The 14,607-nt window shown below is 63.1% G+C and carries 13 protein-coding genes; 5 read left to right on the top strand and 8 right to left on the bottom strand.

The genetic code is table 11. From position 1 onward, the window contains the following. Positions 1-45: 45 nt before the first annotated feature. Positions 46-858, bottom strand: a complete 813-nt coding sequence (locus Q7V31_RS13375) for a M48 family metallopeptidase (RefSeq protein WP_304735026.1) — start codon at positions 856-858, stop codon at positions 46-48. 165 nt (positions 859-1,023) lie between these two features. On the opposite strand from Q7V31_RS13375, the gene Q7V31_RS13370 reads away from it, so the two are divergent. Together Q7V31_RS13370 and Q7V31_RS13365 are read left to right on the top strand one after the other, a co-directional pair. Next, positions 1,024-1,491 carry a Dps family protein gene (locus Q7V31_RS13370; protein WP_304735024.1) on the top strand — a complete coding sequence of 156 codons (468 nt, stop codon included), beginning with the start codon at positions 1,024-1,026 and terminating at the stop codon, positions 1,489-1,491. 64 nt (positions 1,492-1,555) lie between these two features. Next, positions 1,556-2,224, top strand: a complete 669-nt coding sequence (locus Q7V31_RS13365; RefSeq protein ID WP_304735022.1) for an HAD family phosphatase — start codon at positions 1,556-1,558, stop codon at positions 2,222-2,224. Here the strand turns inward: Q7V31_RS13365 and Q7V31_RS13360 are convergent. From Q7V31_RS13360 to Q7V31_RS13350, 3 genes are all read right to left on the bottom strand, one after another. Next, positions 2,221-3,144, bottom strand: a complete 924-nt coding sequence (locus Q7V31_RS13360) for a sulfotransferase domain-containing protein (RefSeq protein ID WP_304735020.1) — start codon at positions 3,142-3,144, stop codon at positions 2,221-2,223. The genes Q7V31_RS13365 and Q7V31_RS13360 overlap by 4 nt on opposite strands. A gap of 161 nt (positions 3,145-3,305) precedes the next feature. Beyond that, the gene (gene trxB / locus Q7V31_RS13355) at positions 3,306-4,271 is read right to left on the bottom strand and encodes a thioredoxin-disulfide reductase (RefSeq protein ID WP_304735018.1); all 966 of its coding nucleotides are present in this window, start codon (positions 4,269-4,271) and stop codon (positions 3,306-3,308) included. 96 nt (positions 4,272-4,367) lie between these two features. Further along, the gene (locus tag Q7V31_RS13350; RefSeq protein WP_304735016.1) at positions 4,368-4,973 is read right to left on the bottom strand and encodes a peroxiredoxin; all 606 of its coding nucleotides are present in this window, start codon (positions 4,971-4,973) and stop codon (positions 4,368-4,370) included. A gap of 284 nt (positions 4,974-5,257) precedes the next feature. Here Q7V31_RS13350 and Q7V31_RS13345 point away from each other — a divergent pair, with 284 nt between their 5' ends. Continuing rightward, complete coding sequence (locus Q7V31_RS13345) at positions 5,258-7,048, top strand: hypothetical protein (RefSeq protein ID WP_304735014.1); 1,791 nt, start codon at positions 5,258-5,260, stop codon at positions 7,046-7,048. 25 nt (positions 7,049-7,073) lie between these two features. On the opposite strand, the gene Q7V31_RS13340 is transcribed toward Q7V31_RS13345, so the two are convergent. Next, positions 7,074-8,072 (bottom strand): mitochondrial fission ELM1 family protein, encoded by a 999-nt coding sequence (locus tag Q7V31_RS13340; RefSeq protein ID WP_304735012.1) that lies wholly within the window; start codon positions 8,070-8,072, stop codon positions 7,074-7,076. 90 nt (positions 8,073-8,162) lie between these two features. On the opposite strand from Q7V31_RS13340, the gene Q7V31_RS13335 reads away from it, so the two are divergent. Continuing rightward, positions 8,163-8,648 carry an Lrp/AsnC family transcriptional regulator gene (locus Q7V31_RS13335; RefSeq protein ID WP_304735011.1) on the top strand — a complete coding sequence of 162 codons (486 nt, stop codon included), beginning with the start codon at positions 8,163-8,165 and terminating at the stop codon, positions 8,646-8,648. Between the two features lie 7 nt (positions 8,649-8,655). On the opposite strand, the gene greA is transcribed toward Q7V31_RS13335, so the two are convergent. From greA to carA, 3 genes are all read right to left on the bottom strand, one after another. After that, positions 8,656-9,129, bottom strand: coding sequence for a transcription elongation factor GreA (greA, locus tag Q7V31_RS13330; protein WP_304735010.1), 474 nt, complete (start codon positions 9,127-9,129; stop codon positions 8,656-8,658). Between the two features lie 187 nt (positions 9,130-9,316). Beyond that, complete coding sequence (carB, locus tag Q7V31_RS13325; RefSeq protein ID WP_304735009.1) at positions 9,317-12,577, bottom strand: carbamoyl-phosphate synthase large subunit; 3,261 nt, start codon at positions 12,575-12,577, stop codon at positions 9,317-9,319. A gap of 3 nt (positions 12,578-12,580) precedes the next feature. Next, positions 12,581-13,780, bottom strand: a complete 1,200-nt coding sequence (gene carA / locus Q7V31_RS13320) for a glutamine-hydrolyzing carbamoyl-phosphate synthase small subunit (protein WP_304735007.1) — start codon at positions 13,778-13,780, stop codon at positions 12,581-12,583. 361 nt (positions 13,781-14,141) lie between these two features. Between carA and Q7V31_RS13315 the strand changes: the two genes are divergently transcribed. Further along, positions 14,142-14,606: a GatB/YqeY domain-containing protein gene (locus Q7V31_RS13315; RefSeq protein ID WP_304735006.1), complete on the top strand. Its 465-nt coding sequence runs from the start codon at positions 14,142-14,144 to the stop codon at positions 14,604-14,606. The last annotated feature ends 1 nt before the right edge of the window (position 14,607 follow it).

The raw sequence follows: 14,607 nt of genomic DNA, 5'->3' as shown, positions 1-14,607 counted from the left end.
GCCGCCGAAATCGAAGGCCCCGCGTTTTGCGCGGGGCCTTTTTTGTTACACCTGATAGCCCATCTGCCGCAGTTGCGCCTGCAGCGCGGCCATGCGTGTGGCATCGGAGGGATGGGTCGACATCAGTTCCGGCGGCGGCGCCTGGCCGGTGCGCTGCTTGGACATGTTCTGCCAGAAGCGCAGCGACTGGCGCGGATCGTAGCCGGCCTTCTGCATGTAGCCGACTCCGAGCCGGTCGGCTTCGAGTTCGTGCTGGCGCGAATAGGGCAACAGCACGCCGAACTGCAGGCCGGCGCCGAGAATGGCGGCGATAGCGGCCGGATTGCTCACATTGGCGCTCTGCAATCCGATCTGCGCCGCCTGCATGCCGACACCAGCCGCCATGTGCTGGCTATAACGTTCGGCCGAATGGCGGGCCGTCACATGTGCCGTCTCGTGACCCATCACGGTAGCGAGCTGGTCGTCGTTCTCCATGCTCTTGAAAATGCCTTCATAGAATCCGACCTTGCCCCCCGGCAAGACGAACGCGTTGGCTTCCTTGCCCTCGAAGACCGTGAACTCCCATGGCTGGTTCTGAAGGTTGGCGGCGGTGACGATCTTTCGTCCGACCGTCTGCAGGCGCGTGTTGAGCCCTTTGTTGGTCGAGACTTTTTTCTGCTGGCGGAGCTGCGTCCAGGCGGATGCCGAGAGTTGGCTCATCTGTGCTTCGGAAACCAGCAGCAATTGCTGCCGCCCGAGCGCCTGGTTGTCGACGCAGCCGGTCAGCGCGACGACGTATCCGGCGGCGAGACCTCTCACGAGCTGGCGTCGGTCGAGTTCGATCGGCTTGGTGTCAAGAAAGCGGAAATTGGTCTCCATCGGCTGCCTCCTGGGGGGTGGGTCGGCGGTTTCACACTCTAGAGCAGGGTTAACGGCCATGTCGCCTGAATACGGCAGATTTCACATTAGAAGTAATATAAAAAAACTTGTAATTCGTTGTTATTGAAATACATGACATGGGTACCCAACGAAAGGAGGCGTATTGTGAAAGTTAACACAGGCATCGCAGCGAAGGATCGGAACGAGATCGCCGAAGGGCTCTCGCACGTGCTGGCCGACACCTACACGCTCTATCTCAAGACCCACAATTACCACTGGAACGTGACCGGTCCGCATTTCCGCACGCTGCATCTGATGTTCGAGGAGCAGTATCGTGAGCTATGGGCGGCGACCGACGAGATCGCCGAGCGCATCCGGGCGCTGGGTGAATATGCGCCGGGTACCTATGGCGAATTCGGCAAGCTGACCTCGCTGCACGAGGACAACAGCGTACCGAGCGCCGACCAGATGGTGAAGAATCTGGTGAAGGGCCACGAGCAGGTCGCGAAGACGGCACGCGATCTCTTCAAGGCGGCCGGCGAGGCCGACGACGAAGTGACCGCCGATCTGATGGTGCAACGGATGCAGGCAAGCGAGAAGAATGCCTGGATGCTGCGCAGCATCCTCGAATAAGGCTGTAACGACCCGTCATCAAATTTGATGCCGAAAGCGCCATGATCGCGGGTATAACCCGGTCATGGCGTTTTCCTTTTCTCCCTCTCTTATCATTTTCGATTGCGATGGCGTGCTGGTCGACACCGAAGAAGTGTCGAACCGGCTGCTGGCGCGCGTATTGGCCGAAGACGGATTTCATGCCTCCTATGAGGAAACGCGCCGCCTCTTCGTCGGCAAGACGATGGAGGCGGTGATGGCACATGTCGAAACGGCCATAGGCCGTCCGCTCGGCGAGCACTGGCCTGCCTATATTCGCGAAGAGACATTCAAGGCTTTCGCGGAGGGACTGGAACCGGTGCGGGGCGCCGCAGATGTGCTGCGGTATTTACGCGAGAAGAGCGTTCCCTATTGCGTCGCGTCGTCCGGCAAGTTCGAGAAGATGCGCTTCACGCTCGGGGCGACGGGGCTCCTACCGCTGGTCGACGAGGTGCTGTTCAGCGCGGAGGAAGTACGCCACGGCAAGCCCGCGCCTGATCTTTTTTTGCACGCCGCCGCGCGCATGGGACACACGCCGGAAAACTGCCTTGTGATCGAGGACAGCCTGCCAGGCGTGCAGGCGGCGGTTGCAGCGGGGATGCCCGCCATCGGCTATGCGGGTGATCCCATGACCGATGCGTCGGCGCTTAAACGCGAAGGCGCCCATGTCATTTGGGATATGAGCGCCCTGCTGGATTCTCTGACTGTCGATTAAGCCGCGTTGACGAGGTTCAGTCCTTCGCCAGTCATCAGCCAGTGCGCGCATTCTTCGCCCAGCTTCTCCCGTGCGAGCGCTTCGTAGTTGGCGCATTCTTCTGCGCTCAGTACGTCGCGCCAGCGGCCGTTGGTGCCCTTGTTGATGAAGGTCGTCGCGCCACCCTCCCAAAGCAGGCCGCCGAGCGGCGCGCTCTTGTCCGCGTGTTTCTTCATGTAATCGAAGGTGCAATGCTCCAGGATCGCCGGCCATCTGGCCTCATCGATCGGAATGTCGAGAAATGCTGCAATCCGCTGTATTTCAGACGGCATGTCTCGTTTCAGATTTTCGAAATGCACGAAGAGAATATTCGGCAGATGCCGGATCGCCCACCAGCCCGACACATTTTCCCAGAAGGACCAGAAAGGATAGCCGTCCTTCTCGATCCATGTGTCGAAATAGGTCTTCACATCCGTGGTGACGCGGCCGAGCTTTTCGCCCACGAGCCCGGGCGTTTCGTTCAATGCTTCATAGAAGGCATCGTTCGCACTGGCATGGTGATGATACATCGACCAGAGGACGTCGCGGCCATCGCGCCCGATATAGATGTATTTGGCCTGTGGTGAATAGACGAGCGCATCGACAGGCAGATGCGTCTTCATGAAACGGCGGTGCGTTTGCGCCTCGATCAGCGGCAGCTTGATCTCGGGCGGCGGTACGCGCAAATCGAGCCATGGCGACAATTCGTTCACCGGGACGTCTTCGGCGCCATTGAAGATCAGCTGGCCAACAATCTGTTGGGTCCAGGTTGTGCCGGCCTTGCCATAGGTCGAAATGATGATGTCGTCGTCCCGGAATTTGAAATCATTCCAGACCGTCGACTGAAAGTGATTGCTGTGCAACTCGCGGACTTTTTTCGGCCAGGCGACTTCCGAGACCATTTGTGTTTCCTCGCGGCAGGGGTGGCGCGGAAGACTATCCCTGTGCGGAGGGTTTTGAAAAGTGAAAATCGGCATCGAAAACGCCACCCGAATCGGTGTCCGGGTGGCGTTGATCTGGTTGGAGGCTTGATGTCGCGGCGTCTGGCCGGACGCGCCGGACGTTACTCGGCGGCTTCGGCGTGGGCTTCCTGAGCGGCCAGCCAGCGTTCGGCTTCGAGCGCTGCCATACAGCCCATGCCGGCCGCCGTTACCGCCTGACGGTAGATGTCGTCGGTCACGTCGCCGGCCGCGAAGACGCCGGCGATGTTGGTCGTCGCCGTGCCCGGCACCGTCTTCAGATAGCCGCCCGGCTTCATGTCGAGCTGGCCCTTGAAGAGCTCGGTCGCCGGCGCATGACCGATCGCCATGAAAACGCCGTCTGCCTTCAGTTCGCGCGTCTCGCCGGTCTTGACGTTCCGGATGCGCGCGCCGGTGACGCCGGGCGGATTGTCGGTGCCGAGGATTTCGTCGATCGCCGAATCCCAGATCACCTCGATCTTCGGATGCTTGAACAGGCGCTCCTGCATGATCTTCTCGGCGCGGAAACTGTCGCGGCGGTGGATGACGGTCACCTTGGTGGCGAAGTTGGTCAGGAACAATGCTTCCTCGACGGCCGAATTGCCGCCGCCGACGACCAGCACCTCCTTGCCGCGATAGAAGAAGCCGTCGCAGGTGGCGCAGGCCGAAACGCCGAAGCCCTGGAATTTCTGCTCCGAGGGTATGCCGAGCCATTTGGCTTGTGCGCCGGTCGCGATGATCAGCGCATCGGTGGTATAGACCGTGCCGCTGTCGCCCTTCAGCGTGAAGGGCCGCTTCGACAGGTCGGCCGAAACGATGGTGTCGGCGACCATCTCGGTGCCGACATGGCGCGCCTGCGCCTCCATCTGTTCCATCAGCCAGGGGCCCTGGATCGCCTCGGCGAAGCCCGGATAGTTTTCGACATCGGTGGTGATGGTGAGCTGGCCGCCCGGCTGGATGCCCTGGATCAGCACCGGTTCCAGCATCGCGCGCGCGGCATAGATTGCTGCCGTGTAACCGGCCGCGCCGCCGCCGACGATCAGGACTTTTGCATGTTTCTTTTCGGCCATGTGGTTTCCGTATCGGTTCGGGGGATTGACGGTTCGGGCGGCGGGCCCGCGTCCCCACTATATAGGGGTTGGGCGGGCCCGCCAAAAGGCCGGGCTTCAGAGGGCTTCGGCGTGGGCGCCGAGATATCTGGCGACGCCGGCGGCGTCGGCCTTCATGCCTTCGTCGCCCTTGTTCCAGCCGGCCGGGCAGACTTCGCCATGCTCTTCGTGGAACTGCAACGCATCGACCATCCTGAGCGCCTCGTCGGCATTGCGGCCGAGCGGCAGGTCGTTGACGAGCTGGTGGCGGACGACGCCCTCGCGGTCGATCAGGAAGGTGCCGCGCAGCGCCACGCCGTCCTTTTCGATCAGCACGTCGTAGTCGCGTGCGATCTGCTTGGTCATGTCGGCGACCATCGGGAACTTTACCGGCCCAAGACCGCCATCGTTCGGCGCGGTGTTGCGCCAGGCGGCATGGGTGAACTGACTGTCGACGCTGACGGCGATTACCTTCACACCCATCGCCTCGAATTTCGGCACGCGATTCGAATAGGCAAGTATCTCGGAGGGGCAGACGAAAGTGAAATCGAGCGGGTAGAAGAAAACCAGCCCATAGGCGCCGTCGAGATAGGCCCGTAGGTTGAAATCCTCGACGATATCGCCATCGGGCAGCACGGCGGCGGCGGTGAAGTCGGGGGCCTGTTTGCCGACGAGTACGGCCATGGGGAACTCCTTTGCACGCGGTGGGTCGCGGCCGGTGGAACCGGCTTTTCCGTTATTTAGACGCATTATAAAACATATGCAAGGCGGAATGCTGCACTGCGACATGTTGTCAGGACTCCGGTTCACACAACGCGCCTAAGCCGATGACAGGGACCGGCTCTTGATCGAAAATCCCTTTCTCTTGCTCATGACGTTATTGTTTCGTGCGCTCGATTGCCGTTCGGGTGCGGTTCGGGCAGATAGCGCGCAGACAAATGCCGTTCAGAAAAAAGGGGTGAAGAGCCATGGCCAGAATGTCGTCTTTCGTCGCTATTGGCGCCGCCGCCGCTGCGGGTTTCGTGTTCTTCGCGAGCGCTTCGATGCAGGAAACCGTGCCGGCCGAAGCCGAGCTTGCGATGTTGTTCGATCCGCGCCTGATCGCACAAAACCAGTGTGGACGTACCGGGCAGTATCGCGGCGCCTATTTCCAGCCGTCCTTCCAGCTCGCGCTGGCGACGGCGGCGCAGGCCGCGCCGTCCGCCGAAAAGGAGCGCGCGCCGCTCTGGCCGGGGCTCGGCGACCGCTCTTTTCAGCTCACGACCGAAAGTGCCGAGGCGCAGGCCTATTTCGATCAGGGCTTCGCGTTGCTTTACGGTTTCAATCATTGGGAAGCGATCCGCGCGTTCCGCGAGGCGCAGCGGCTCGATCCCTCTTGCGCGCTCTGCTATTGGGGCGAAGCCAAGGCGCATGGACCCAACATCAATGCCCGCATGGGCGCCGACGCCGAGGACCCCGCACTTGCGGCGATCGGCAAGGCGCAGGCGCTTGCCGGTGCCGCGTCAGCCAGGGAACAGGCGCTGATCGAGGCGCTGGCGCTGCGTTACGCGCGCGAAGGCGAGAGGGCGGAACTCGACCGGCAATATGCCGCGGCGATGGAAGACGTGCATCGTCAATTCCCCGACGACCAGGACATCGCGACGCTCTTTGCTGAAGCGCAGATGGACCTCTCGCCCTGGGATTACTGGGAGCGCGATTACCGGACGCCGAAGCCGCATATCGCGAAGGCGATTGCCGCCATCGACGGCGTGCTGGCCGCCAACCCCGATCATGCCGGCGCCATTCATATGCAGATCCACCTGATGGAAGCGTCCGCCACGCCCGAACGGGCGGAAGCGGGCGCCGACCGTCTGGCCGATCTGATGCCCGGCGCCGGACATCTCGTTCACATGCCGGGGCACATCTATTTCCGCATCGGCCGCTATCTCGACTCGCTTGAAACCAATGTGCGGGCGGTGGCCGTCGACGAGGATTATCTGTCGAAGACCGAAGGCTCGCCCCTCTACCGCTATGGCTATTATCCGCACAACGTCCATTTCGTGATGGTCTCGGCGCAGATGGCGGGCGACGGCAAGACGGCGCTCGAATATGCGCACAAGCTCGACGCGCTTATTCCCTTCGAGGCGGTGAAGACGGCCGCACTGGTGCAGCCGGTCAAGGTCGCGCCCTATTACGCGCTGCTCGACTTCGGCTCACCTGAGGAAATTGCCGCCATTCCGGCCGCGCCTGACGATCTACCCTTTGTCCGGGGCATCCAGCACTACGTGCAAGGTGTTGCCGCGGCGCATGCGGACGATCTTGCGGCGGCGCGCGGCAATGCCGACGCCATCGCCGCCCTTCGCGGCGATGCGGCGATGGAGGAGCTGGCGGCCGACGGCGTGCCGGCCGCCAGCATCCTGTATCTTTCGGAACTGGTGCTGCGCGCCCGCATCGACCGGCGCGAGGGCGCGCTCGACGCCGCCCGCGCGAAGCTCGAAGAAGCGATCGCGGTTCAGAACAGCCTCGCCTATACGGAGCCGCCTTACTGGTACTACCCGGTCGAGCAGACGCTCGGCGCGGTGCTTCTCGAAGCGGGCGAGCCGGAAGCCGCCGTGGCGCAGTTCCGCGCCGCGCTGGTCCGCCACCCGAACAATGCCTGGTCGCTTTACGGGTTGATGAAGGCGCAGGAAGCGGCGAAGGACGCCACGATGTCCTACACGGCCGATCTGCTGGCGGCGGCTACCGTCAACCCGGATACGATCCGGCTCGACAGGTTGTAGGCGGGCGCGGCGCTTCCGGCGGCGATCATCGCGGTGCGGATCGGTGTCGCGTTTCCAGCGCGTGCCGGATCGCGTCGGCGATCTCGCTTGTGGCGTCCAGCGCCGTGCAGGCCCGGCTTTCGAGTGTCCCGGCAAAGGGCCGCGCCGCGCCGGAGGCGTAGATGCCGTCGAGAAAGCGGCGGAACTTCGGCGATCCGCCTTCAAGCTCGATCACATGGACAGGCTTTCCGGTGAAGGCGGCCTCGCCGATCATGTTGACCGAATCGCTGGTGACGATGATCGCATCGGCTTGTCCGAGAAAACCGAAATAGGGGTTCTCACCCGTACCGTCCCACATGATGGCGGCCTTGCCGTCGAGCTTTTCGCGCACGATCCGGGTCTGCGCGGCGCCGGTGCGACGCGATGGCGTGACCATCAGCCCGGCATGGAAGCGGTCGGCAAGGTCGGCGAGCTGCGTGCCGATGCGGGCTGCCGCGTCCTTGGAAAAGGTATAGGCCCGGCTTTTACCGCCGAGCAGGACGGCGATGCGTGGATGCGGCAGATGCGCAACGGCGGGCGCGATGCGCGCTGCTTCCGCGGCCAGCTTTTCGCGCGTCAGGCGATGCGGCGAGGTCAGCGTCGACAGCACGTTCTCACCTTCGAGGCGGTCATGCGCCGGTGCCCAGACGAAATCGAATTGCGTCGGCGAAACGCGCGGGTCCTGCAGCATGACGACGAAGGTCTTGCCGCCGGCGCGCTTGCGGATCATGCGCGCGTAAGGCACGGACTGGCGGCCGGCGGCGATCAGCAGGTCCGGCCAGGGCGGGGCGATGCTGGCGTCCGGCGCCGCCGGTCCCCAGGGCGCAATCCAGCGGTAGGGGGCACCGGGCGCGACCCGTTTGACCGTCGGCGCGAGGCCGAGCGCTTCGGCGACGCCGAGCGTCTGCACCTCGCAGCCCGCAATGCCGCTGGTCAGCACCCAGCAGGTGAACCCCTCCCTTCCGGGCGACGTCGCGCCAGACGGGTAAGGCGGGTTTTCGGTCATATTCATGCGCCGTTGAGTAATTTTATTGCTGAAATTGGGTCGATGTGAGAGTAGGTAAGGCCCATTGAAACATCAAGGTTCCGGTGTCCCATGAAGCGGGCCAAGCTCGACAAGATCGACTTGCAAATCCTGGCCGAGCTTCAGGCCGACGGGCGCATGACCAATGTCGAACTGGCCAGCCGTGTCGGCATCTCGGCGCCGCCCTGCCTCAGACGCGTGCGGGCGCTGGAGGAGGCGGGCCTCATTCGCGGCTATCACGCCGAACTCGACGGAAGGGCGCTCGGTTTCGAGGTGACGGTCTTTGCCATGGTGGGGCTGCACAGTCAGGCGGAAGCCGACCTCAAGGCCTTCGAGGCCGAAGTCGCGACATGGCCGCTCGTGCGCGAATGCCACATGCTCAACGGCGAGATCGACTTCATATTGAAATGCGTGGCGCCCGACCTCTCCACCTTCCAGAGCTTCCTGACCGAGAAGCTGACGCCGGCGTCCAATGTCGCCAGCGTGCGCACCTCGCTCACCATCCGGCAGTCGAAACATCTGCCGGGTGTGCCGCTCGAAGCGCTGGAAGAGGAATAGGCGCCGCTTACCCGAAGCTGATCTTCAGGACTTCGTAGCTCTTGCCGCCGCCCGGCGTCACCACTTCCACGCTGTCGCCGACCGACTTGCCGATCAGCGCGCGCGCCAGCGGTGAGGTGATGGAGATGCGGCCCTTCTTCACATCGGCTTCAAGCTCGCCGACGATCTGATAGGTCGATTCCTCGTCATTGTCCTCGTCGACGAGTTTTACCTTGGCGCCGAACATGACCGTATCGCCGGAGAGTTTCGTCACGTCGATGATGTCGGCGCGGGACATCTTGTCCTCGAGCTCGGCCACACGGCTTTCGTTGAGACCCTGCTGCTCTTTCGCCGCATGATATTCGGCATTCTCGCTGAGATCGCCATGGGCGCGCGCTTCCGAGATCGCCTTGATGATGCGCGGCCGCTCCACGGACTTCAGAAACCTGATCTCTTCTTCCAGGGCCTTGTAGCCCTCGGAAGTCATTGGAACCTTTTCCATCTCGCTCGACGATCTCTCTCAAAGTTTGCCCCGCCCGGAATTTCAGTTCGGGCGGGTGCGGTCCGCATCATGAAAAATCCCGCCAGGCGCCGAAGGGCGCCCCAAGCGGCGGGTGACAGGAGCCGATTGTGGGTCAGCGTGGCGGGAAAGGTCAAATGCGTTTTATGCCCACCGCCGCCTGCGCGCATTATTTCGCGGTGTTTCGCCCCATATTGTAGGACTGTAGCGAGGCAACTTCCAGCTTGCCCTTGCGAATGGCCTCGATGCCTTCGACGGCGGCGCGGGCGCCAGCAACCGTCGTGTAGTAAGGCACCTTCATCATCAGCGCGGCGCGGCGCAGCGACATCGAATCGGTCAGCGCCTGTGCGCCTTCGGTGGTGTTGAAAACCAGCGCCACCTCGCCGTTCTTGATCGCGTCGACGATATGCGGACGGCCTTCCAGCACCTTGTTGATGGTGGCAACCTCGATGCCCTGTTCGGCCAGATAGCGCCGGGTGCCGCCGGTGGCCACCAGCTTGAAGCCCATCGAGATCAGCTTTTTTGCCGGCGCGATGATTTTCGTCTTGTCGGCGTCCTTGACCGAGACGAAGACGGTGCCTTCGACCGGCACCTTGGTGCCGCCGCCGAGCTGGCTCTTGGCAAACGCCACCGCGAAGCTCTTGTCGAGGCCCATCACCTCGCCGGTCGAGCGCATCTCCGGCCCGAGAATCGTATCGACGCCGGGGAAGCGCGCGAAGGGGAAGACCGCTTCCTTGACCGCGACACGGCCTTCGACTTTCGGCTTCAGGTCGAAGCTGGCGAGGCTCTTGCCGGCCATCACCTTGGCGGCGATCCGGGCAACAGGTTCGCCGATCACCTTGGCGACGAAGGGCACGGTGCGCGAGGCGCGCGGATTGACTTCCAGCACATAGATCGTGCCGTCCTGAATGGCATATTGCACATTCATCAGCCCGCCGACATTCAGCGCCAGCGCCATCTCGCGCGTCTGCCGTTCGATCTCGGCGATGGTTTCGGGTTTCAGCGAATAGGGCGGCAGCGAGCAGGCGCTGTCACCCGAATGTACGCCCGCTTCCTCGATATGCTCCATGATGCCGCAAATGACGACATCCTTGCCGTCGCAGAGCGCGTCGACATCGACCTCGATGGCGTCGCGCAGATAATAGTCGATCAGCACCGGGCTCTTGCCCGAGACGATCACGGCCTCGGTGATGTAGCGGTCGAGATGCGCCGCGTCGCGCACGATCTCCATGCCGCGCCCGCCCAGCACATAGGAGGGGCGGATGACGACCGGATAGCCGATGCGTTCGGCAATCGCCTTGGCTTCGTCTGCCGAGCGCGCGATGCCGTTGGGCGGCTGCTTCAGGCCGAGCTTTCCGAGCAGCACCGAGAAGCGGTCGCGGTCTTCGGCAAGATCGATGGCGTCGGGCGAGGTGCCGAGGATCGGAATTTTCGCGCGTTCGAGATCGCCGGCGAGTTTCAGCGGTGTCTGGCCGCCGAACTGCACGATGACGCCGGCAAGCGTCCCCTTCGACATTTCGAGGTCGATCAGCTCCAGCACGTCCTCGGCTGTCAGCGGTTCGAAATAGAGGCGGTCCGAGGTGTCGTAGTCGGTCGACACCGTTTCCGGATTGCAATTGACCATGATGCTTTCGATGCCGATTTCGTCGAGCGCGAAAGCGGCATGGCAGCAGCAATAGTCGAATTCGATGCCCTGGCCGATACGGTTCGGGCCGCCGCCCAGAATGATCGCCTTCCTGCGGTCGGTCGGCGCGGCTTCGCAATCGGCCTTGCCGTCGAAATCGGTCTCATAGGTCGAATACATATAAGGCGTCAGGCTTTCGAACTCGGCGGCGCAGGTGTCGATGCGCTTGTAGACGGGGCGCACGCCCATCTCGCGGCGCGCGGCGCGCACCGCTTCTTCTTCCATGCCGCAAAGCTCGGCAAGCCGCGCATCGGCAAAGCCCATCGCCTTCAGCCGCCGCATATCGGCTTTCGCCTTCGGCATGCCGTTCGCGCGCACCTCCGCTTCGGCGTCGATCAACCCCTGCAATTGTTCGAGGAACCAGGGATCGTAGGCACAGGCCGCATGGATCTGCTCGTGGCTCATGCCGTGGCGCAGCGCCTGCGCGATCACCAGCAGGCGGTCGGGCGTCGGGCGGCCGAGCGCGGCACGGATCGCGTTCTTGTCGTCGCCTTCGCCCATGCCGGGCACGACGACTTCGTTGAGCCCGGTTAGCCCGGTTTCCATCGAGCGCAGCGCTTTCTGCAAGGACTCCTGGAAGGTGCGGCCGATCGCCATCGCCTCGCCGACCGATTTCATCGCCGTGCCGAGCAGCTTTTCGGCGCCGGCGAATTTCTCGAAGGCGAAGCGCGGGATTTTCGTCACCACATAATCGATGGTCGGCTCGAAGCTTGCCGGCGTGACTTTCGTGATGTCGTTCTGCAATTCGTCCAGCGTGTAGCCGACGGCGAGCCTCGCGGCGACTTTCGCAATCGGAAAACCCGTCGCTTTGGAGGCAAGGGCCGATGAGCGCGAGACGCGCGGGTTCATTTCGATGACGACGAGGCGGCCATCCTTGGGGTTGACCGCGAACTGCACATTGGAGCCGCCGGTCTCGACGCCGATCTCGCGCAGCACAGCGATGCTGGCATTGCGCATGATCTGGTATTCCTTGTCGGTCAGCGTCAGCGCCGGGGCAACGGTGATGCTGTCGCCCGTATGCACGCCCATCGGATCGATATTCTCGATCGAGCAGATGATGATGCAGTTGTCCGCCTTGTCGCGGACGACTTCCATCTCGTATTCCTTCCAGCCGAGCACGCTTTCTTCCACCAGCACTTCGCTGACGGGGCTGGCGTCGAGGCCGCTTTCGATGATGTCGGCGAATTCCTGGCGGTTATAGGCGATGCCGCCGCCGGTGCCGCCCATGGTGAAGGAGGGGCGGATGATCGCCGGCAGGCCGACAAGCTCAAGCGCCGCCAGTGCCTCTTCCATATTGTGGGCGACGCGCGAGCGCGGGCTTTCAAGGCCGATGCGGTCCATCGCGTCGCGGAAGAGCTGGCGGTCTTCGGCCATCTCGATCGCCGCGCGCTTGGCGCCGATCATCTCGACGCCGAATTTTTCCAGCACGCCCATATCGGCCAGCGCCAGCGCGGTGTTGAGCGCGGTCTGCCCGCCCATGGTCGGCAGCAGCGCGTCGGGGCGCTCCTTCTCGATGATCTTGGCGACGATCTCGGGCGTGATCGGTTCGATATAGGTCGCGTCGGCCAGTTCCGGATCGGTCATGATCGTGGCGGGGTTCGAGTTGACCAGAATGATCCGGTAGCCCTCGTCCTTCAGCGCCTTGCAGGCCTGTGTGCCCGAGTAATCGAACTCGCAGGCCTGACCGATGATGATCGGCCCGGCGCCGATGATCATGATGCTTTTTATGTCGGTACGTTTGGGCATGGATTAACCGCGTGCCTCCTCGATCAACTTGACGAAGCGGTCGAAGAGATAATGTGAGTCCTGCGGGCCGGGCGAGGCCTCGGGGTGATACTGCACCGAGAAGACGGGCTTGCCTTTCAGGCGGATGCCGCAATTCGAGCCGTCGAACAGCGAGACATGGGTTTCCTCGAGATCGCTTCCGAGGCTTTCGCGCGCCACCGCAAAGCCGTGGTTCATCGAGGTGATCTCGACCTTGCCGGTCGTGTGGTCCTTGACCGGATGGTTGGCGCCGTGATGGCCCTGATGCATCTTTTCGGTCCTGGCGCCGAGCGCCAGCGCCAGCATCTGGTGGCCGAGGCAGATGCCGAAAACGGGCTTGCCGCTCGCCACCAGCTTCCTGATTTCGGGCACCGCATATTCGCCCGTTGCGGCCGGGTCGCCCGGACCGTTCGAGAGGAAGACGCCGTCGGGCGCCAGTGCCAGAATGTCTTCGGCTTTGGTTTCGGCCGGCACCACCGTCACCTTGCAGCCGGCGCTGACGAGGCAGCGCAGGATGTTGCGCTTGATGCCGTAATCGATGGCGACGACGTGGTGCTTCAGGCCCGTTGCCTGCTTGTGGCCCTCGCCCCAGACCCAGCGCGCCTCGTCCCACTTATATGACTGGCCGCAGGTGACGTCCTTCACCAGATCCATGCCGACAAGCCCCGGCCAGCCGCGCGCCTTTGCGAGCAGCGCCGGCACGTCGAAATTGCCGGAAGGGTCATGCGCGATGATGCCGTCGACCGAACCCTTTTCGCGGATGCGCCGGGTCAGTGCGCGGGTATCGATGCCGGAAAGGCCGATGATCCCGCGCACCTTCAGCCACTGATCGAGATGGCTCGCCGCGCGGTAGTTCGACGGATTGGTGATGTCGGCGCGGATCACCATGCCGCGCACGCCGGACGCCGACGCCATGTTCGACGTTTCGATGTCGTCGTCATTGGTGCCGACATTGCCGATATGCGGGAAGGTGAAAGTGATGATCTGTCCGGCATAGGACGGGTCGGTCAGGATTTCCTGATAGCCGGTCATCGCGGTGTTGAAGCAGACCTCGCCGACCGCTTCGCCGGTGGCGCCGATGCCGCGGCCCGAAAGCACTGTCCCGTCCTTCAGGATCAGGAGGGCGGTCGGCTTTTCGGCGTCGCTCATGGTCTGGCTCTTTGCTTCGGGCGCCCGCGTGTTCATGCCGACTCCTCCCCGGAACTTTGCGGGCCCTCGGGCGCGCGCCGTTCCGTGGCGGCTTTCGTCGACACCTTCATACTGGCTCTCCAGGGGAGGACGCGCCTGCCTTCGGCTTGCCCGCAAGCGGGCAGGGGGCGGACGCCCCCGGCGACAGACTCGGTTTCCCGTTGAATTTGGCGGACACTAAGGGATCGCCGGATTTCCGTCAAGGCAAGGCGCGCCCGAAATAACACAATAAAATCAGCAAGTTATAAGTCATGCGGCGACGCATCATTGAATTGCGCTGCCGGAGCGATTGGTTTAGCGTGGCGCCGATTCTGACCCCGGCCTTTGTGCTGCGGGCCGCGACCCACGGAGCGACCGGATGAGCGATAGTTTGCGCGACCGCATCAAGGCGGGCCTGACCGAGGCCACCAAGGCCCAGGACAAGCGGCGCATGTCGACGCTCAGGCTGATTCAGGCGGCACTGAAGGACCGCGACATCGCCGGCCGCACCGAGGGGCGCGATGCCGGTGTCGGCGAGGCCGAGATCCTCGAAGTCCTGGCCAAGATGGTCAAGCAGCGCCGCGAATCGGTCGAGACCTATGAGGCCGCCGGCCGCGTCGAACTCGCCCAGCAGGAGCGTGAGGAAATCGGCATCATCGAAGGCTTCATGCCGAAGCAGCTTTCCGACGGCGAGACCGAAGCCGCCGTCGCTGCCGTCATCGCCGAAACGGGTGCGTCCGGCATCAAGGATATGGGCCGCGTCATGGGCGAGCTGAAGAAGCGCCATGCCGGGCAGATGGATTTCGGCAAGGCCGGCGCCATTGTGAAGGTGAAGCTGGCCTGAA

Source organism: Parvibaculum sp. (assembly GCF_030651915.1).
Classification (GTDB): Bacteria; Pseudomonadota; Alphaproteobacteria; order Parvibaculales; family Parvibaculaceae; genus Parvibaculum.
The sequence above is the reverse complement of the archived record's forward strand: the minus strand, read 5'-3'. Positions and strand labels throughout refer to the sequence as shown.

What these genes read in the sequence shown, in the direction of transcription:
- Q7V31_RS13345 (WP_304735014.1), top strand. Translation starts at nt 5,258, where the DNA reads ATGGCCAGAATGTCGTCTTTCGTCGCTATTGGCGCCGCCGCCGCTGCG.
- Q7V31_RS13360 (WP_304735020.1), bottom strand. Translation starts at nt 3,144, where the DNA reads ATGGTCTCGGAAGTCGCCTGGCCGAAAAAAGTCCGCGAGTTGCACAGC.
- Q7V31_RS13350 (WP_304735016.1), bottom strand. Translation starts at nt 4,973, where the DNA reads ATGGCCGTACTCGTCGGCAAACAGGCCCCCGACTTCACCGCCGCCGCC.
- greA (WP_304735010.1), bottom strand. Translation starts at nt 9,129, where the DNA reads ATGGAAAAGGTTCCAATGACTTCCGAGGGCTACAAGGCCCTGGAAGAA.
- Q7V31_RS13365 (WP_304735022.1), top strand. Translation starts at nt 1,556, where the DNA reads ATGGCGTTTTCCTTTTCTCCCTCTCTTATCATTTTCGATTGCGATGGC.
- Q7V31_RS13340 (WP_304735012.1), bottom strand. Translation starts at nt 8,072, where the DNA reads ATGACCGAAAACCCGCCTTACCCGTCTGGCGCGACGTCGCCCGGAAGG.
- trxB (WP_304735018.1), bottom strand. Translation starts at nt 4,271, where the DNA reads ATGGCCGAAAAGAAACATGCAAAAGTCCTGATCGTCGGCGGCGGCGCG.
- carA (WP_304735007.1), bottom strand. Translation starts at nt 13,780, where the DNA reads ATGAACACGCGGGCGCCCGAAGCAAAGAGCCAGACCATGAGCGACGCC.
- carB (WP_304735009.1), bottom strand. Translation starts at nt 12,577, where the DNA reads ATGCCCAAACGTACCGACATAAAAAGCATCATGATCATCGGCGCCGGG.
- Q7V31_RS13335 (WP_304735011.1), top strand. Translation starts at nt 8,163, where the DNA reads ATGAAGCGGGCCAAGCTCGACAAGATCGACTTGCAAATCCTGGCCGAG.
- Q7V31_RS13315 (WP_304735006.1), top strand. Translation starts at nt 14,142, where the DNA reads ATGAGCGATAGTTTGCGCGACCGCATCAAGGCGGGCCTGACCGAGGCC.
- Q7V31_RS13375 (WP_304735026.1), bottom strand. Translation starts at nt 858, where the DNA reads ATGGAGACCAATTTCCGCTTTCTTGACACCAAGCCGATCGAACTCGAC.